At 63.1% G+C, this 17992-nt stretch carries 16 protein-coding genes; all 16 read right to left on the bottom strand.

Features of this window, described 5'->3' with window-relative positions:
* Positions 1–101: 101 nt before the first annotated feature.
* The 16 genes from RX328_RS23960 to RX328_RS23885 all read right to left on the bottom strand — a co-directional run bounded on the left by RX328_RS23960 (position 102) and on the right by RX328_RS23885 (position 17988).
* Complete coding sequence (locus tag RX328_RS23960) at positions 102–1772, bottom strand: ribonuclease J (protein ID WP_213250398.1); 1671 nt, start codon at positions 1770–1772, stop codon at positions 102–104.
* Positions 1772–2584 (bottom strand): biotin--[acetyl-CoA-carboxylase] ligase, encoded by an 813-nt coding sequence (locus tag RX328_RS23955; RefSeq protein WP_213250400.1) that lies wholly within the window; start codon positions 2582–2584, stop codon positions 1772–1774. The genes RX328_RS23960 and RX328_RS23955 overlap by 1 nt, the downstream gene beginning before the upstream one ends.
* Positions 2585–2645: 61 nt before the next feature.
* A complete protein-coding gene (gene nuoN / locus RX328_RS23950; RefSeq protein ID WP_213250402.1) occupies positions 2646–4085 on the bottom strand; it encodes an NADH-quinone oxidoreductase subunit NuoN in 1440 nt (479 codons plus the stop codon).
* A 66-nt stretch (positions 4086–4151) separates the two neighbouring features.
* Positions 4152–5663 (bottom strand): NADH-quinone oxidoreductase subunit M, encoded by a 1512-nt coding sequence (locus RX328_RS23945; protein WP_213250405.1) that lies wholly within the window; start codon positions 5661–5663, stop codon positions 4152–4154.
* A complete protein-coding gene (gene nuoL / locus RX328_RS23940) occupies positions 5663–7741 on the bottom strand; it encodes an NADH-quinone oxidoreductase subunit L (protein WP_213250408.1) in 2079 nt (692 codons plus the stop codon). Before nuoL ends, RX328_RS23945 begins: the two co-directional genes overlap by 1 nt.
* 65 nt (positions 7742–7806) lie before the next feature.
* Positions 7807–8115, bottom strand: a complete 309-nt coding sequence (nuoK, locus tag RX328_RS23935) for an NADH-quinone oxidoreductase subunit NuoK (RefSeq protein WP_028345789.1) — start codon at positions 8113–8115, stop codon at positions 7807–7809.
* Positions 8112–8750: an NADH-quinone oxidoreductase subunit J gene (locus RX328_RS23930; protein ID WP_213250411.1), complete on the bottom strand. Its 639-nt coding sequence runs from the start codon at positions 8748–8750 to the stop codon at positions 8112–8114. The genes nuoK and RX328_RS23930 overlap by 4 nt, the downstream gene beginning before the upstream one ends.
* Before the next feature lie 137 nt (positions 8751–8887).
* Positions 8888–9376, bottom strand: coding sequence for an NADH-quinone oxidoreductase subunit NuoI (gene nuoI, locus RX328_RS23925; protein ID WP_213250550.1), 489 nt, complete (start codon positions 9374–9376; stop codon positions 8888–8890).
* 13 nt (positions 9377–9389) lie between these two features.
* A complete protein-coding gene (gene nuoH, locus RX328_RS23920) occupies positions 9390–10460 on the bottom strand; it encodes an NADH-quinone oxidoreductase subunit NuoH (RefSeq protein ID WP_213250414.1) in 1071 nt (356 codons plus the stop codon).
* A gap of 10 nt (positions 10461–10470) precedes the next feature.
* Complete coding sequence (locus RX328_RS23915) at positions 10471–11190, bottom strand: aspartate/glutamate racemase family protein (RefSeq protein WP_213250416.1); 720 nt, start codon at positions 11188–11190, stop codon at positions 10471–10473.
* A 4-nt stretch (positions 11191–11194) separates the two neighbouring features.
* Positions 11195–13273: an NADH-quinone oxidoreductase subunit NuoG gene (nuoG, locus tag RX328_RS23910; RefSeq protein ID WP_213250419.1), complete on the bottom strand. Its 2079-nt coding sequence runs from the start codon at positions 13271–13273 to the stop codon at positions 11195–11197.
* 5 nt (positions 13274–13278) lie between these two features.
* A complete protein-coding gene (locus tag RX328_RS23905) occupies positions 13279–13767 on the bottom strand; it encodes a hypothetical protein (protein WP_213250422.1) in 489 nt (162 codons plus the stop codon).
* A gap of 5 nt (positions 13768–13772) precedes the next feature.
* Complete coding sequence (nuoF, locus tag RX328_RS23900; protein WP_213250425.1) at positions 13773–15098, bottom strand: NADH-quinone oxidoreductase subunit NuoF; 1326 nt, start codon at positions 15096–15098, stop codon at positions 13773–13775.
* A gap of 117 nt (positions 15099–15215) precedes the next feature.
* The gene (gene nuoE, locus RX328_RS23895) at positions 15216–15827 is read right to left on the bottom strand and encodes an NADH-quinone oxidoreductase subunit NuoE (protein ID WP_213250428.1); all 612 of its coding nucleotides are present in this window, start codon (positions 15825–15827) and stop codon (positions 15216–15218) included.
* An 11-nt stretch (positions 15828–15838) separates the two neighbouring features.
* Positions 15839–16798: an FkbM family methyltransferase gene (locus RX328_RS23890; protein ID WP_213250431.1), complete on the bottom strand. Its 960-nt coding sequence runs from the start codon at positions 16796–16798 to the stop codon at positions 15839–15841.
* Positions 16798–17988: an NADH-quinone oxidoreductase subunit D gene (locus RX328_RS23885; RefSeq protein ID WP_213250434.1), complete on the bottom strand. Its 1191-nt coding sequence runs from the start codon at positions 17986–17988 to the stop codon at positions 16798–16800. The genes RX328_RS23890 and RX328_RS23885 overlap by 1 nt, the downstream gene beginning before the upstream one ends.
* Positions 17989–17992 lie beyond the last annotated feature (4 nt).

Here is a 17992-nt window from a genome sequence, read left to right as displayed (position 1 = left end):
GCCCCGTCTGTGGCCTACATCCTTCGAGACGCCCGCTCCGCGGGCTCCTCAGGATGAGGGGTTTGAGCAGCTATGACACAGTAGAACTAACGCTTTCTACCTCAAACCATCAGAACATGAACGAGGCAAATCGGCTTCTTGCCCCAATTCTCGGCAATGACCGCCCGCACCGCGCGGCGCACCGATTCCGCCGTGGCGTCCGCGTCGCGGCGCCGCGCCCGCGGCAGTCCTTCAACCGTAGAGATCACCACGTCGAACACGATCTCGTCGATGAGCTCGCCAGCTATATTCTTCTCGGGGATGCCGACGAGATCAACCTCGGGATCGTCGACCAGTTCGCCCTTATCGGTCATGGCAATCGCCACGAAGGCGCAACCGGCAAACCCCATCCGCCGCCGCTCTATCACAGCACGGGATTTCGAGTCCTCCAGGATCGCGCCGTCCTTGTAGAGCCGTCCTGACGGCAGTTCGTCGATGATGCCGGGGTCGCCGGGGCCAAGCTTGACCAGATCGCCGTTACGGCAGGTTATGACTTTCGGCACGCCGGCGGCGCGCGCCAGCTTGGCGTGCTCGGCGAGATGCAGCGCCTCGCCATGGACGGGGATCAGTATCTGCGGGCGCACCCATGAGATCATGTCGCGCAACTCGTCGCGGCGCGGATGGCCGGAGACGTGGACGAGATCGTTGCGGTCGGTGATGACCTCGATGCCCTGTACGACCAACCCGTTGATGATGCCGCCGACCGCCTTCTCGTTGCCAGGAATGGTACGCGAGGAAAAGATCACGCTGTCGCCCTTGTTCAGCGTCACCTGCGGATGGTCGTTGTTGGCGATGCGGGCCAGCGCGGCGCGCGGCTCGCCCTGGCTGCCGGTACACAGCGCCAGCACCTTATCCGGCGGGAAATGGCCATAATAATCGGCACTGCGAAAGTTCTGCACGCCGTCGAGATAGCCGGTCTCGCGGGCGACCTGCACCACGCGCTCCATGGCGCGGCCAACCACGACCACCTCGCGATCGGCGGCCCTGGCGGCGTCCGCCACTGCTTTCACCCGCGCGACGTTGGAGGCAAAGGTGGTGACGGCAACGCGGCCCTTGGCAGCACCGACCAGCTTCTTGATGGTGGCGGCGACCTCGGTTTCCGAGGGCGAGCGCCCGTCCCGCACTGCATTGGTGGAATCGCCAACCAGCGCCAGCACGCCGGCATCACCAAGTTCGCGGAGGCGCCGCTCGTCGGTCGGCAGACCGATGATCGGCGTCGGATCAATCTTCCAGTCGCCGGTGTGGAGCACGGTGCCCGCCGAGGTGTGGATCGCCAGCGCATGCGATTCCGGAATCGAATGCGCGACCGGAATGAACTCGACGGTGAACGGCCCAAGCTCGACGCGGCCGCCCGACGGCACCACCGTCACCGGGATTTTCGGCGGGTTGCGCTCGGCGGCGCATTTGGCCTCGAACAGCGCAGCGCTGAACTTGGTCGCATAGACTTTGCACTGTAGCTTCGGCCAGAGGTCCATGATGGCGCCGAAATGGTCCTCATGGGCGTGCGTCAGCACCAGGCCCATCAGGTTGTCGCGCTCTTTCTCCAGGAAGCGGATGTCGGGCATGATCAGGTCGATGCCCGGCAGGTGCTCCTCGTCGCCAAAGGAGACGCCGAGATCGACCGCCAGCCAGGACCGCTGGTGGCGATTGCCGAGCCCATAGATCGACAGGTTCATGCCGATCTCGCCGACACCGCCCAGCGGCGCAAACGTCAGTTCATCCGGCCGCGCCATCAGGCAGCTCCCACTGACGCTGCCGCGCCGAAATAGACTTCGCCCGCCGTGACGGCCGCGCGCTTGCCTTCGGCGCTGCGAACGATCAGGCAGCCGCTCTCGTCGATGGTGTCGAACGTGCCTTCGACGGTCGCGGATCCCGTGTTGATCGCGACCCGCTCGCCGAGACCAAAGGCACGCTCCAGCCAGGCTTTCCGAATGTCGCTAAAGCCACGGCCGTTGTCCCAGATGCCCCGGAACTCAACCCAGGCATCCGACAGCGCCGTGAAAAGTTCTTCCGCGCCGACATGGACGCCGAGCGCCGAGAGCGAGGTCGCCGGCGTCGGCGTGCCCTCGGGCGCGGCAATGACATTGGTGCCGATACCGACCACCACGGCGAGACGGTTACCCGCCACGGCTTCAGCCTCCAGCAGGATCCCGGCGAGCTTCTGCCGCTCCGCCAGCACGTCGTTCGGCCATTTCAAGGTGAATTTCAGTGGGTCGGCGCCGGCCCGGCGCATATTGGCTTCGATGCTGAGTTTCTGCAGCGCGCGCTCCAGCGAAAGCCCGGCGGCAAAGCCAAGCGTCGCAGCCACGGCCGGCGACACATCCATGACTTCCAGAATGCTGCTGGCGAGGTTGCCGCGCGGCGCGCTCCAGACGCGCTGCCGGCGGCCCCGGCCGGCCGTCTGCTCCGTTGTCACGAACCACATCGGCCCAACTTCGCCGTCGCGGGCGCGTGACATGGCTTCGGCGTTGGTCGAACCGATCCGGTCGAAGGCGGCGAGGCGATAGCCCGCCGATATGGCTTTGGGACCGAGCGAGAAGGTCATTTCCAGTTTCTGCGCATGATCTTCTCCGAAACCCGGGGCCCGCTTTTCGGGATCATACGCTCTAAAACAGCGACTTCGCCGCCGCCGTGGCGACGCTGACCAGCGGCCCCGGATAGACGAAGAAGAAGATGTTGAAGAGACCGGCAACCGCCAGCACCGTGCGCAGTTCGATGCGCATCGGCTCGATCTCGCCGGCCGGCTCGTCGAAATACATCACCTTGATGATGGTGAGATAGTAGAACGCGCCCACCACGCTGGTCAGCACGCCGATGACGGCGAGCGTGAACAGGCCCGCCTTGATCGCGGCGACGAACACGTACCATTTGGCGAAGAAGCCCGCGAGCGGCGGAATGCCGGCCAGCGAGAACAGCAGCATGGCGAAGAAGAACGCCAGCATCGGATTGGTGCGCGACAGGCCTGCGAAATCGCTGATCTGCTCGACCGCCTGCCCGTTGCGCTTCATGGTCAGGATGACGGCAAAGGAGCCGAGTGTCATCGCGACGTAGATCGCGATATAGACCAGCACGCCCTGCGCGCCCTCTACCGTGCCCGACGCGAGCCCGACCAGGGCAAAGCCCATATGGCCGATCGACGAATAGGCCATCAGGCGCTTGATGTTCCTCTGTCCGATCGCGGCGAACGAACCCAGCGCCATCGAGGCGATCGCGACGAACACGAGTATCTGCTGCCATTGCGGGACGATGCCCGGGAAAGCGGTCAGCGTGACGCGGGTGAACACCGCAAGGGCCGCGACCTTCGGCGCGGAAGCAAAGAACGCCGTGACCGGCGTCGGCGCGCCCTCATAGACGTCGGGCGTCCACATATGGAACGGCACGGCAGACACCTTGAAGCAGAGCCCTGCCAGCAGGAACACGAGACCAAAGACGATGCCGACGCTGCCGGTCTTCACCGCCGCCGCGATACCCGCAAAATCGACTGTGCCGGTAAAACCATAGATCAGCGAGGCGCCATAAAGCAGCATGCCGGAGGACAGCGCGCCGAGCACAAAATACTTCAGTCCGGCCTCGGTGGACTTGGCATTGTCGCGGTTGCTTGCCGCGACCACGTAGAGCGCCAGCGACATCAGCTCGAGCCCGAGATAGAGCATGATCAGGTCGGCGGCCGAGATCAGCAGCATCATGCCGAGCGTGGAGAGCAGCACCAGGATGGAATATTCGAAAATGCGCCGCGACGGATCGGACAAGAACTCCGCCGACAGGATCAACGTCACCGCCGAGCCGATGATCGCCAGGACCTTCAGGAAACGGGCAAAGTCGTCGACGATGAAGCTGCCGCCGAAGGTCGTGAGCTTGCCGGCCGGCAGCATCAGTTCCAGCGCGCCGGTGACGACCAGCAGCACGACCGCGAGGCCGGTGACGAGCCTGGTCGTCGTCCCCTCCCCGCGATAGGCGCCCAGCATCAACAGCGCCATGGCGCCGACGGCCAGCACCAGCTCCGGCAATACCGGCAGCAACGGATAACCTGCACTGGAAAAGCTCATGGCATTCTTATCCTTGGCGCGTTTTCTTCATGCGAACCGGTTTCCACTTCGCTTGAAAACGCTACGTTATTGCGCCACCAGCGCGGCTGCCTTCACGGCAGTCACGGCGGCATTGTAATTGTTAACGAGTTGCTGAACCGAGGCGGCCGACATGTCGAGCACCGGCTTCGGATAGACACCGAACAGAATGGTGAGCGCCACCAGTGGGAACAGCGTCAGGCTTTCGCGTAACGTCAGGTCCTTGATGCTGGCCAGCGCCGGTTTGGTCAGCGCGCCGAACACGACCTTGCGATAGAGCCACAGCGCGTAAGCAGCCGACAGGATGACGCCAAGGGTTGCAAAGGTCGCGGTCGGGACCGAGACCTTGAAGGTGCCGAGCAGCGTCATGAACTCGCCGACGAAGCCCGAAGTGCCCGGCAGACCAACGTTGGCCATGGTGAAGACCATGAACACCAGCGCGTAGAGCGGCATCCGGTTCACCAGGCCGCCATAGGCTGCGATCTCGCGGGTATGCATGCGGTCGTAGACGATTCCGACGCAGAGGAACAGCGCGCCGGAGACGATGCCGTGCGACACCATCTGGAACACGCCGCCGGCTACGCCTTGCGTGGTGCCAGCGAAGATGCCCATGGTGACGAAGCCCATATGGGCGACCGACGAATAGGCGATCAGCTTCTTGATGTCTTCCTGCATCAGCGCCACCAGCGAGGTGTAGACGATGGCGATCACAGACAGCGAGAAGATCAGCGGCGCAAAATCATGCGACGCCAGCGGGAACATCGGCAGCGAGAAGCGCAGGAAGCCGTAGCCGCCCATCTTCAGGAGAATCGCGGCCAGGATCACCGAGCCTGCCGTCGGCGCCTCGACGTGCGCGTCGGGCAACCAGGTGTGCACCGGCCACATCGGCATCTTCACCGCAAAGGAGGCAAAGAACGCCAGCCAGGCCCAGGTCTGCAAGCTACGCGGCACGGCGGTTTGCATCAGGGTTGGGATGTCGGTGGTGCCGGCGTTCCAGTACAGCGCCATGATCGCCAGCAGCATCAGGACCGAGCCGAGCAGCGTATAGAGGAAGAACTTGAACGACGCGTAGACCCGGCGCGGACCGCCCCAGACGCCGATGATCAGGAACATCGGGATCAGGCCGCCTTCGAAGAACAGATAGAACAGCACGAGGTCGAGCGCCGAAAACGTACCGACCATCAGCGTTTCCAGCAGCAGGAACGCCATCATATATTCGCGCACGCGCATCGTGACCGACTTCCAGCTCGCAATGATGCAGAACGGCATCAGGGCGGTGGTCAGGATCACGAACGGCAGCGAAATGCCGTCGACACCCATGTGATAGGTGATGCCGCTGGCGAGCCAGTTCGCTTTTTCGACGAACTGGAAGTCCGCGCTCGAGGCGTCGAAGCGCCAGACCAGGATCAGCGACACCGCGAATGTGACCAGCGTGGTCCACAGCGCGATCCAGCGCGCATTGCGCCGCGCGGCCTCGTCGTCGCCGCGGGTGAGATAGATCGCCAGCGCGCCGATGACCGGCAGGAAGGTGACGACGGAAAGAATCGGCCAGGTTGTCATCACTGGCCTCCCAAGCCGAACATGAACCAGGTGATCAGCCCCGCGACCCCGATCAGCATCGCAAAGGCATAGTGATAGAGGTAACCGGTCTGGATCTTCACCACATTGCGGGTGACGTCGAGTACGCGCGCCGAGACACCATCCGGGCCGAAGCCGTCGATGACGAAACCGTCGCCCTTCTTCCACAGGAAGCGGCCGAGCCACTTCGCCGGACGGACGAAGATGATTTCATAGAGCTCGTCGAAGTACCATTTGTTGAGCAGGAACTGGTAGAGCATCTGGTGCTGGTTGGCGAGTTCGACCGGCAGATACGGCCGGCGGATGTAGAATACGTACGAGATGTAAAGGCCAATCACCATCATGACGGTCGGCAAATAGACGATGATCTTCGGAATGTGGTGCATCTCGTCGATGATGTTCGGATGCATCTTCAGCGACTCGCGGAAGAACTCTCCCACACCGTGGCCGGCAAACAATTCGTAGAACGGGAAACCGGCCAGGATCGAGCCTGCAGCGAGGATGCCGATCGGGATCAGCATCCACAGCGGCGACTCATGGGCGGCTTCGTAATGATGCTGGTCATGCGGCTCGCCGTGGAACGTCTTGAAGATCAGGCGCCACGAATAGAACGAGGTCAGTCCCGCCGCGACCACCGTCATCGCGAAGCCGTAGTACGCGAAAGGGTTGTGCGCGACATAGGCCGACTCGATGATCGCGTCCTTGGAGAAGTAGCCCGCAGTCAGCGGGAAGCCGGTCAGCGCAAGCGTGCCGATCACCATCACTGCATAGGTGTAAGGAATCTTGCGCCACAGCCCGCCCATGTTGCGGATGTCTTGTTCATGATGCATCGCGTAGATCACCGAGCCTGACCCTAAGAATAGCAACGCCTTGAAGAAGGCGTGGGTGAACAGGTGGTACATGCCGACCGAATAAGCCCCTGCTCCCATCGCCACGAACATGTAGCCGAGCTGCGAACAGGTCGAATAGGCAACGATGCGCTTGATGTCGTTCTGGACGAGGCCAACGGTTGCGGCGAAAAACGCGGTGGTGGCGCCGAAGAACATCACAACGGCCTGCGCATTCGGCGCCAGTTCAAACAGTGGCGACAGCCGCGCCACCATGAATACGCCCGCCGTCACCATGGTCGCGGCGTGGATCAGCGCCGAGACCGGGGTAGGACCTTCCATCGCGTCCGGCAGCCAGGTGTGCAGCAGGAACTGGGCTGACTTGCCCATCGCGCCCATGAACAGCAACAGGCAGATCAGCGTCAGCGCATCGGCGTGCCAGCCGAAGAAATTGATGGTCTTGCCCGAGAGCCCCTGCGCGCCCGCAAAGATCGTTTCGAAGTCGGTGGTATTGAGCAGCATGAAGACGGCGAAGATGCCGAGCGCAAAGCCGAAATCGCCGACGCGGTTGACCACGAAGGCCTTGATCGCCGCCGCGTTCGCCGACGGCTTTTGGTACCAGAAGCCGATCAGCAGATAGCTCGCCAGACCGACGCCCTCCCAGCCGAAGAAGAGCTGGACCAGATTGTCCGCAGTCACCAGCATCAGCATCGCGAAGGTGAACAGCGAGAGATAGGCGAAGAAGCGCGGCCGGTGCGGGTCCTCGTCCATATAGCCGATGGAATAGAGGTGCACGAGCGAGGAGACGGTGTTGACCACCACCAGCATCACGGCGGTCAGCGTGTCGACGCGCAGCGCCCACGATACCTGCAGATCGCCGGAATTGATCCAGGGGAACAGCGCAATCCGGGCGTCGTGGTGCATGAAGCCGACATCGACCAGCGTCAACCAGGAAAGCGCGGCGGAAACGAACAGAAGTCCCGTCGTGATCAGTTCGGCCGCGCGCGAACCCTGAGCCGGCGGCTCGGAAACATGATGGTCGTCGTGGCCGTGATCGTCGTGGCCATGGGCCTCGGCGGCGTGCGCGTGATCGCCAAGGCCTTGATCGTGATGGCCGCGGTCATGATGCTTAACCTCATCGCCGCTCGGGTTGCGCGCATGCGCTCCGAAGATCGCGATCAGGCCGGCCAGGATCGCGCCCAGCAGCGGCAGAAAGACGATTGCCTGAACCATTAGTCGATCCTTTTGCGCATGATCTTGCCGGAAAACCGGCTTCCACTTTTCCGGATCATGCGCGCCTAGCCCTTCATCAGATTGACGTCTTCAACCGCAATCGAACCGCGGTTGCGGAAATAGACCACCAGCACCGCAAGACCGATCGCGGCTTCAGCGGCTGCAACCGTCAGCACCAGGAGTGCGAACACCTGGCCTACGATGTCGCCGAGGAAGGTCGAGAACGCCACCAGGTTGATGTTGACGGCGAGCAGGATCAGCTCGATCGACATCAAAATGACGATGATGTTCTTGCGGTTTAAGAAGATGCCGAGGATCCCGATCGTGAACAGGGTGGCCGCGACCGCGAGATAGTGGCCCAGACCGATCGTCATTTCACCCACTCCGCCGCGTCCGCATCCTGCAGCCCCTGCCCCGGCGCCACCTTGCGCACGGCCATCGCGAGTTCCGGCGTCCGCGCGTTCTGCACGTTGATGTCCTGCCGCTTGACCTTCGCCTTGTGGCGCAGCGTCAACACGATGGCGCCGATCATCGCGACCAGAAGCACCATGCCGGCGATCTGGAAGTAATGGATGTACTTCGTATAGAGCACGAGCCCGAGCGCCTCGGTGTTGCTGACATTGGCCGGGATGGCCGACGTGATCGATTTCACCGCGCCGGGGTTCATGACCCAGCCGCCGGCAACCAGCAGCAATTCGGCGAGGAAGATGCCGCCGATCACGAGGCCGATCGGCAGATATTCGATGAAGCCCTCGCGCAGTTCGGTGAAATCGACATCGAGCATCATGATCACGAACAGGAACAGCACCGCGACCGCGCCGACATAGACCACGATCAGCATCATTCCGAGGAATTCGGCGCCCATCAGGATGAACAGGCCGGAGGCGTTGACGAAGGCCAGGATCAGATACAGCACCGAGTGCACGGGATTGCGCGACACAATCACCATCACCGCCGAGGCCACGCAGACGCCGGCGAAGAGATAGAAGAACAGCGCGGGAAGGATCATCGGTTCACTCCCGTCATTCCGGGGCGCGCAAAGCGCGAACCCGGAATCTCGAGATTCCCCGGTGCGCAGTGCGCACCTGAGGTCTGGTCCTTCGGACCATCCCGGAATGACCTGGAAATTTGAATCATGCCCTCACCTCAGCGGTACGGCGCGTCGAGTTCGATGGCTTTCGCAATCTCGCGCTCCCAGCGGTCGCCATTGGCGAGCAGTTTCGCCTTGTCATAATAGAGTTCCTCGCGGGTCTCGGTCGCGAATTCGAAATTCGGTCCCTCGACGATGGCATCGACCGGGCAGGCTTCCTGGCATAAGCCGCAATAGATGCATTTCACCATGTCGATGTCGTAGCGCACGGTGCGGCGGGTGCCGTCGTTGCGGCGCGGGCCGGCCTCGATCGTGATCGCCTGCGCCGGGCAGATCGCCTCGCACAGCTTGCAGGCGATGCAGCGCTCTTCGCCGTTCGGATAGCGGCGCAGCGCATGCTCACCGCGGAAGCGCGGCGAGATCGGGTTCTTCTCGAACGGATAGTTGATGGTCGGCTTCGGCTTGAAGAAATAGCGCATGGCGAGGAAGAACGCCGATACGAATTCGCTCAAGAGAAGCGCGCGGGCCGTTGCGTTGATGTTGATACTCATGAAGGCCTCACTTCGGCGCAATGCCGGCGAATTGCAGCACCCCGGCCACAATCACCACCATCGCCAGCGACAGCGGCAAAAACACCTTCCAGCCGAGTCGCATCAGTTGATCGTAGCGATAGCGCGGCACCATCGCCTTCGCCATCGCGAACAGGAAGAACATGAAGAACAGTTTTAGCGCGAACCAGACCACGCCCGGAATCCAGGTGAACGGCGGCAGCGCCACCGGCGGTAGCCAGCCGCCGAGGAACATGATCGTCGCCAGCGCGCACATCGTGGTGATCGCGACATATTCGCCGAGCATGAACAGCAGATACGGCGTCGAGCCGTATTCGACCATGAAGCCGGCGACCAGTTCGGATTCCGCTTCCACCAGATCGAACGGCGGACGGTTGGTCTCGGCCAGCGCCGAGACGTAGAACACGACGAACATCGGAAACAGCGGCCATACATACCAGTTCAGGATGGTGAGCTGCGGGAGGCCGATCAGGCTGGCGAAGCCGCGGGTGTTCTGCGCTTCCACCAGGGCCGAGAGATTGAGCGTGCCGGCGCACAGCAAAACCGTGATGATGACGAAGCCGATCGAGACCTCGTAGGAAACCATCTGCGCCGCGGAGCGAAGCGCCGCCAGGAACGGGTATTTCGAGTTCGACGACCAGCCGGCCATGATGATGCCGTAGATCGACAGCGACGAGATCGCGAAGATGTAGAGCACGCCGACATTGATATTGGCGATCACCCAGCCGGCATCCATCGGGATGACAGCCCAGGCGGCGAGCGCCAGCACGCAGGACACCAGCGGCGCCAGCAGGAATACGCCCTTGTTGCTGCCGGACGGAATGATCGGCTCCTTCAGCACGAACTTCAGGAGGTCCGCGAACGATTGCAGCAAGCCCCAAGGACCCACCACGTTGGGGCCGCGGCGGATTTGCACCGCCGCCCAGATCTTGCGGTCGGCGAGCAGGATGTAGGCGATCGCGATCAGCAGCACGACGAGCAGCAACAAGCTTTGCGCGACCATGATGATCAGCGGCCAGAGGAAGCCGGTCCAGAACGAGCTTGCGAAGAAATCAGCCATCAGATCACGCTCATTCTGCTGCTTGCGCGGTTGGGACGTGGCCGAGCGCGAAATTCACCGCGGCGTCGGCATGGATCAAAGTAGTGTCGAACATCGGAAGCGGCGAATTCCCCCCGTTGAGCAGCATACCGACTTCGGTGCAGCCAAGCACAAGGCAGTCCGCGCCCTTTGCCTTAAGCCGCCGCGCGACGTCAACAAAGACAGCCCGCGAGGCGTCGGTGACGCGTCCGACGCAAAGCTCGTCATAGATAATCTGATGCACCAGTGCACGATCGGCTTCGTCCGGCGTGATCGCATCGAGGCCGAACTTCTCTCGCAGCCGGCCGGTGTAGAAATCCTGCTCCATGGTAAAGCGAGTCGCCATGATGGCGGGTTTGCGCTTGCCGGAGGTGCGGATCTTCTCCGCGGTCGCGTCAGCGATGTGCAGAAAGGGGATGCCGATCGCGGTCTCGATGGCGTCAGCGACCTTGTGCATGGTGTTGGTCGCGAGCACGATCACCTCTGCCCCCGCCCCTTCCAGGCGCCTGGCGATGGCAGCAAGACGCACGCCCGCTTCCTCCCAACGGCCTTCTGCCTGCATCTGTGCAATCGGGGCGAAATCGACTGACCACATCAAGATTTCGGCCGAATGCAAGCCACCGAGGGCCTCGCGGACGCGCCCGTTCAGCCGCGCGTAATAATGCGCGGTCGACTCGCAGCTCATGCCGCCGATGAGGCCGATGACTTTCATCGCATTACTCCGCTGCCGTCAGCATTTTCCCGGACGCCAGCCGGGAACATTCCGCCATCACCGCCGAGGCCCGCGCGATGGGGTTGGTCAGATAGAAATCCTCGACCGAACTCTTGAACGGGGTCTTGTCGAGCTTGCCGCCCTTCTTGCCTGCGAGCGCAGTGACGTCACTGGCTTTGCCGGGCTCGATCTGGTCGATCCGCATCAGGTGCGGGAAGGCCTTGAACAGCGCCTGGCGCAGCGCCTGCAGCGAGTCGTAGGGCAGCTTCTTGCCGAGCACGTCCGACAATGCGCGGACGATCGCCCAGTCCTCGCGCGCCTCGCCGGGCGGAAACGCCGCGCGGCTGGCGGTCTGCACCCTGCCCTCAGTGTTGACGTAGAGGCCGGATTTTTCGGTGTAGGCCGCGCCTGGCAGGATAATGTCGGCGCGGTGCGCGCCGCGGTCGCCATGGGTGCCGATATAGACCACGAACGTGCCGTCCGGCACCTTCACCTCATCCGCCCCCAACAGGAACAGCACGTCGAGCGTGCCGAACGTCGTCATCTGCGCCAGGTTGAGGCCGCCTTTGCCGGGCGCAAAGCCGATATCGAGCGCGCCCGCGCGCGAGGCGGTATCCTGCAGCACGGCAAAGCCGTTCCAGCCGTCCTTGAGCGCGCCGGTGCCTGCCGCAACCTTGGCCGCCAGCGAAAGCACCGCCGCCCCGTCATGGCGCGCCAGCGAACCGGCGCCGACCAGCACGATCGGGTTCTTGGCGCCCTTCAGCACCTCGGCGAAGGAATGCTTGCCGCTGGCGAGTTCTGCCAGCGTACCCGTGCCCGCGCCGAGATAGTCGTAGTCATAGGTCAGATCGGCCTTGGCGCCGACCAGGCCGACCTTGAGCTGACCCGTGCGCCAGCGCTTGCGGATCCGCGCGTTGAGGACGGCGGCTTCCTTGCGCGGGTTGGAGCCGATGATCAGGAGCGCGTCAGCCTGCTCGATGCCCGCAATGGTCGGATTGAAGATGTAGGTCGCCCGTCCCGCCTTGGGGTCGAAGGCGTCGCCGCCCTGCACCGCCAGATTGCTGGAGCCGTATCGGCCGAGTAGATCCTTGAGCGCGAACATCTCTTCGACCGCGGCGAGGTCACCGGCAATGGCTCCGATCCGCTTGCCGTCGCTCATGCTGACCTTGGCGGCGATCGCCGCGAAGGCCTCCTGCCACGAGGCGGCCCGAAGCTTCCCGTTCTCGCGGACATAGGGCCGGTCGAGCCGCTGCGTGCGCAGGCCGTCGACGACGTGACGGGTCTTATCGGAAATCCATTCCTCGTTCACCGCCTCGTTGATGCGCGGCAGGATCCGCATCACCTCGCGGCCCCGGGTGTCGACGCGGATCGCGGAACCGACGCCATCCATGACGTCCACCGACTGCGTCTTGCCGAGCTCCCACGGACGCGCGGCGAAAGCGTACGGCTTAGAGGTCAGCGCGCCCACGGGACAGATATCGACGAGGTTGCCCTGCAGCTCGGAAGTCAGCGCCTGCTCCAGATAGGTCGTGATTTCCATGTCCTCGCCGCGGCCGGTGGCGCCCATTTCCGGGGCGCCGGCGACTTCGGCGGAGAATCGGACGCAGCGCGTGCACTGGATGCAGCGGTTCATCGAGGTCTTGACCAGCGCGCCCAGATATTTGTCCTCGACCGCGCGCTTGTTCTCGGCAAAGCGCGAAGTGTCGACGCCATAGCCCATCGCCTGGTCCTGCAGATCGCACTCGCCACCCTGATCGCAGATCGGGCAGTCCAGCGGGTGGTTGATCAGCAAGAATTCCATCACGCCTTCGCGCGCCTTCTTGACCATCGCCGAACGGGTGGAGATTTCCGGCGGCTCGCCCTTCGGACCGGGCCGGCAATCGCGCACGCCCCAGGCGCAACTTGCGACCGGCTTCGGGCCGCCTTTCACCTCGACGAGGCACATCCGGCAATTGCCGGCGATCGACAGCCGCTCGTGGTAGCAGAAGCGCGGAATTTCGGCGCCCGCGGCCTCGCACGCCTGCAGCAGCGTGTACTCCGCAGGCACATCGATCTCTTTGCCGTCGATGATAAGTTTGGTCATTGCGGTCAAGTCTTTCCCAGCTTGCAGTCTGGCGGTGTAACGCTGGCGGTCTTCATCGACGCCTTGATCCATCGCTGGGTCTCGGCGCCATAGGTGGCGAGATAGGCGGGCTGCGCCGCGTTCTTCTCGCACAGGAACGGCAGATGCGGCTTCAGGTCGTAGTCGCAGGAGGCCAGCCATTCGCGTTTTCCCGCGAACGCGCCGATCGCTTCCTCGCAGGCGTAGAGGAAATACGTGACGAAGCTCTCGTACTGGACCTGCTCATCGCCGCCGGCCGCCTTGATCTTCTCGTAGTCCGGCTGCGCGAATTTCGGATTCTTGAACGCCAAATCGGTGTAGCCCAGAAACGCCTGCCGCGCGCTCGCGGCGCGGTTGTTGGCGCGGATTTCGTTGATCTGGAACAGGATCGCAACAAAGCCGAGCAGCGCCACGGCCGCCTGCGCCATCTGCGCCAGCGTCCCGTATCTCTGCCACCAGAAGCTCGGTTGCGACATCGTCATCACTCCGCCGCGACCAGGTTCACGGGATCGCGCACGCCGGTATCGTCGATATCGGCCTGGTGCGAATACTGGTCGATGCGCGCCTCGATCTCGTGACGGAAATGCGCGATCAGGCCCTGGATCGGCCATGCGGCAGCGTCGCCGAGCGCGCAGATGGTGTGGCCCTCGACCTGTTTCGTCACTTCCAGGAGCATGTCGATCTCGCGCTTATGGGCGCGGCCCTCGGCCATGCGCGTCAGAACGCGCCACATCCACCCCGTGCCTTCGCGGCACGGCGTGCACTGGCCGCAGCTCTCGTGCTTGTAGAAATAGGAAATGCGCGCGATCGCCCGGATCAGATCGGTCGACTTGTCCATCACGATGACAGCGGCAGTGCCGAGCCCGGAGCGCAGCTTGCCGAGGCTGTCGAAATCCATCGGCGTGTCGATGATCTGCTCGGCCGGTACCATGCGCACCGACGAGCCGCCGGGGATCACGGCTTTCAGATTGTCCCAGCCACCGCGAATGCCGCCGCAATGGCGCTCGATCAGCTCACGGAATGGAATTCCCATCGCCTCTTCGACGTTGCAGGGCCGCTCGACATGACCGGAGACGCAGAACAGCTTTGTGCCGACATTGTTGGGCCGGCCGATGGCCGCGAACCACGCCGCGCCGCGCCTGAGGATGTCAGGCACGACCGCGATGGACTCGACGTTGTTGACGGTGGTCGGGCAGCCATAGAGACCGACATTGGCCGGGAATGGCGGCTTCAGGCGCGGCTGGCCCTTCTTGCCCTCCAAGCTTTCCAGCAGCGCCGTCTCTTCGCCGCAGATATAGGCGCCGGCACCATGCGCGACATAGACGTCGAACGGCCAGCCGTTGACGTTGTCCTTGCCGACCAGTTTTGCGTCATAGGCCTGGTCGATCGCGGCCTGCAGGCGCTCCCGCTCGCGGATGAATTCGCCGCGCACATAGATGTAGCAGGCATGCGCGCCCATAGCATAGCTTGCCAGCAGGCAGCCCTCGACCAGGAGATGCGGGTCGTGCCGCATGATCTCGCGGTCTTTGCAGGTGCCGGGCTCCGACTCGTCGGCATTGACGACCAGATAGCTTGGCCGGCCGTCGGTGGATTCCTTCGGCATGAACGACCATTTCAGGCCAGTCGGAAAGCCCGCCCCGCCGCGGCCGCGCAGGCCGGAGGCCTTCATCTCGTTGATGATCCAGTCGCGGCCCTTGTCGATGATCGCCTTGGTGCCGTCCCACGCGCCGCGGCGGCGCGCACCCTCCAGCCCCCAATCGTGGAGCCCATAGAGGTTCTTGAAGATGCGATCCTTGTCGTCGAGCATGACTTGAAGCTTCCTCAGATCAGCGATTGGACTGCGCGCAGGCGAGCCCCGGCATGGCGTGACTTCTCCATCACGCGGCCCTCTCCGGCCGGTTTACGGACAATGTAGCGTTACGCATCATGTGGATTCCTTCAGCGTCGTCGGTCCGCCCACAGGCGCCGAGAACTGACGGTCGATCTGCGGTCCGGGCTTCGGCGGATTGCCCGATGCAAAGCCGTCCAGCACCTTGCCGAAACTTTCCTTGGTCAGGTCCTCGTAGGTATCCTTCCAGATCTGCACCATCGGGGCGTTCACGCAGGCGCCCAGGCACTCAACCTCTTCCCAACTGAAATTGCCGTCTTTCGACAGATGGAACGGCTCGTGATGAATGCGGCTCTGGCACACCTCGATTAGGTCGCCGGCGCCGCGCAGCCGGCAGGGCGTGGTGCCGCAAACCTGGACATGGGCCTTCTTGCCGACCGGCTGCAACTGGAACATGGTGTAGAAGGTCGCCACTTCCAGCACGCGGATGTAGGGCATGTCGAGCAGGTCGGCGACCGCGCGGATCGCGGCTTCCGACACCCATCCGTCATGCTGCTCCTGCGCGCGCCAAAGGATCGCGATGACAGCGGACGCCTGTCGACCCGGCGGATACTTTGCGATCTGCGCCTTGGCCCAGGCGAGATTCTCATCCGTGAACGTGAAGCTCGCGGGCTGCAATTCCTTCGGTGCGAGGCGGCGGACGGACATCGTTCAGTCTCTCATTGCACGCGGCGCGCGGCTTTCGCATTGAGCGCATCAATCCGGGCGAGCCAGAATGCGCTTGCGGTGCCGAACACGTTGTAGCCGACATGGGTTGAAACCTTGATCCGATCCAGAATCGAAAGGTCGGTCACGGTTTCAAGGCGATGGCTGCGCGGATCGAAGACGATCAGCTTCAGCGGGGTCTGTTCGAGGATATAGCGCGACACGGTGTGCTCGGGATCGTTGCCGTGCTCCTCGCACAGCAGCACGCTGTCGATCTGCATCAGCCGCGCGCCGCCCTTCATGGCCTCGATCTCGACGCCCTCGACGTCGAGCTTGATCAGGTATTTTCCATCCGCTGCGATCTTGCCGTCATCGAGCAGATTGTCGAGCGCGATGACCGGCACTTCCTCGCCGTCCGACTGATCGCCGGCGATGCTGAACGCCTCATGTTTGGTGCCGGACAGGCGCGCAGTGCCGCGCGCGGCGCCGATCGCGCATTTCATCACGTCGAAACGATTGCCGTTGATTTTGGCGTTGTTGGCCAGCTTCGGAAAATTCTGTCCCGACGGTTCGATCGCGATCGCCTTGTGCGAACCGAACGGCTTGCTCGACACCAGGACCGACCAGTAGCCGTAATTGGCACCGCAATCGAGCAGCGTGTAGTCGACGTCGGCGGAGTCCTTGAACAGCAGCTCCAGTTCGTCCTCGTAGCTATAGGTACGATTGAGCAGCTTGCTCCAGTAGCCGTCGCCATAGGGAAACTCGAAGACGGCGTCCGGATTGAGCTTCACCTGTATGCCGCGCTCGGGCAGCGTCGTGCGCAACAGATTGGCGCAGAGATTGTAGCCGCGATGAGAAAAATTCGACGCCACCTTCGATCCCAGCACCAGCGCCACCGCAGCCAAACGCTCCCACGCGTTCGCACCCTCGAGTACGCCCGAAGCCCGGTCAAACTGGATGGGCGCCTGCGCCATCACCGATCGACCTCTCCGAATACGATGTCGAGGGAGCCGAGGATGGCCGAGACGTCGGCGAGCAGATGGCCGCGGCAGATGAAATCCATCGCCTGCAGATGGGCAAAGCCCGGTGCGCGGATCTTGCACTTGTAGGGCTTGTTGGTGCCGTCGGAGACCAGGTAGACGCCGAACTCTCCCTTGGGCGCCTCGACCGCAGCGTAAATCTCGCCGGCCGGCACGTGCACGCCTTCGGTGTAGAGCTTGAAGTGGTGGATCAGCGCTTCCATCGAGCGCTTCATCTCGCCGCGGCGCGGCGGCGCGATCTTGTTGTCCTCGACCACGACCGGGCCCTGCCCGTCCGGCGAGTTCAGCTTCGCGATGCACTGCCTCATGATGCGGACCGACTGGCGCATCTCTTCCATGCGGATCAGGTAGCGATCGTAGCAGTCGCCGTTCTTGCCGATCGGAACGTCGAAATCCATCTCGGTATAGCACTCGTAAGGCTGCGACTTGCGGAGGTCCCAGGCCGCGCCGGAGCCGCGCACCATCACGCCCGAAAAGCCCCACTCCCAGGCCTGCTGCAGCGTCACCACGCCGATGTCGACGTTGCGCTGCTTGAAGATGCGATTGCCGGTCAAAAGCGTGTCGAGATCGGCGACGACCTGCAGGAACGGATCGCACCAGGCGTCGATATCGTCGATCAGTTTCTGCGGCAGGTCCTGGTGCACGCCGCCGACGCGGAAATAGGCCGCATGCATGCGCGAGCCGGAGGCGCGCTCGTAAAATTGCATCAGCTTTTCGCGCTCTTCAAACCCCCACAGCGGCGGGGTCAAAGCGCCGACGTCCATCGCCTGCGTGGTGACGTTGAGCAGATGCGACAGGATGCGGCCGATCTCGCAATAGAGCACGCGGATCAATTGGCCGCGGCGCGGCACCGTGATGCCGAGCAGCCTTTCCGCCGCGAGACAGAAGGCGTGCTCCTGATTCATCGGCGCGACGTAATCGAGCCGGTCGAAATACGGGATCGCCTGGAGGTAGGTCTTGTGCTCGATCAGCTTTTCGGTGCCGCGATGAAGCAAACCGATATGCGGATCGACACGCTCGACGACTTCGCCGTCGAGCTCCAGCACGAGGCGCAACACACCGTGCGCAGCCGGATGCTGCGGCCCGAAGTTGATCGTGAAGTTACGAAGATTCTGTTCGTTCATAACT

It is taken from the genome of Bradyrhizobium sp. sBnM-33, assembly GCF_032917945.1.
Classification (GTDB): Bacteria; Pseudomonadota; Alphaproteobacteria; order Rhizobiales; family Xanthobacteraceae; genus Bradyrhizobium.
This window is presented reverse-complemented; position numbering and strand designations above follow the sequence as displayed.

Coding starts and splice junctions, on each gene's coding strand:
- RX328_RS23960 (WP_213250398.1), bottom strand. CDS start 1,772: ATGGCGCGGCCGGATGAACTGACGTTTGCGCCGCTGGGCGGTGTCGGC.
- RX328_RS23955 (WP_213250400.1), bottom strand. CDS start 2,584: ATGACCTTCTCGCTCGGTCCCAAAGCCATATCGGCGGGCTATCGCCTC.
- nuoN (WP_213250402.1), bottom strand. CDS start 4,085: ATGAGCTTTTCCAGTGCAGGTTATCCGTTGCTGCCGGTATTGCCGGAG.
- RX328_RS23945 (WP_213250405.1), bottom strand. CDS start 5,663: ATGACAACCTGGCCGATTCTTTCCGTCGTCACCTTCCTGCCGGTCATC.
- nuoL (WP_213250408.1), bottom strand. CDS start 7,741: ATGGTTCAGGCAATCGTCTTTCTGCCGCTGCTGGGCGCGATCCTGGCC.
- nuoK (WP_028345789.1), bottom strand. CDS start 8,115: ATGACGATCGGTCTGGGCCACTATCTCGCGGTCGCGGCCACCCTGTTC.
- RX328_RS23930 (WP_213250411.1), bottom strand. CDS start 8,750: ATGATCCTTCCCGCGCTGTTCTTCTATCTCTTCGCCGGCGTCTGCGTG.
- nuoH (WP_213250414.1), bottom strand. CDS start 10,460: ATGGCTGATTTCTTCGCAAGCTCGTTCTGGACCGGCTTCCTCTGGCCG.
- RX328_RS23915 (WP_213250416.1), bottom strand. CDS start 11,190: ATGAAAGTCATCGGCCTCATCGGCGGCATGAGCTGCGAGTCGACCGCG.
- nuoG (WP_213250419.1), bottom strand. CDS start 13,273: ATGACCAAACTTATCATCGACGGCAAAGAGATCGATGTGCCTGCGGAG.
- RX328_RS23905 (WP_213250422.1), bottom strand. CDS start 13,767: ATGTCGCAACCGAGCTTCTGGTGGCAGAGATACGGGACGCTGGCGCAG.
- nuoF (WP_213250425.1), bottom strand. CDS start 15,098: ATGCTCGACGACAAGGATCGCATCTTCAAGAACCTCTATGGGCTCCAC.
- nuoE (WP_213250428.1), bottom strand. CDS start 15,827: ATGTCCGTCCGCCGCCTCGCACCGAAGGAATTGCAGCCCGCGAGCTTC.
- RX328_RS23890 (WP_213250431.1), bottom strand. CDS start 16,798: ATGGCGCAGGCGCCCATCCAGTTTGACCGGGCTTCGGGCGTACTCGAG.
- RX328_RS23885 (WP_213250434.1), bottom strand. CDS start 17,988: ATGAACGAACAGAATCTTCGTAACTTCACGATCAACTTCGGGCCGCAG.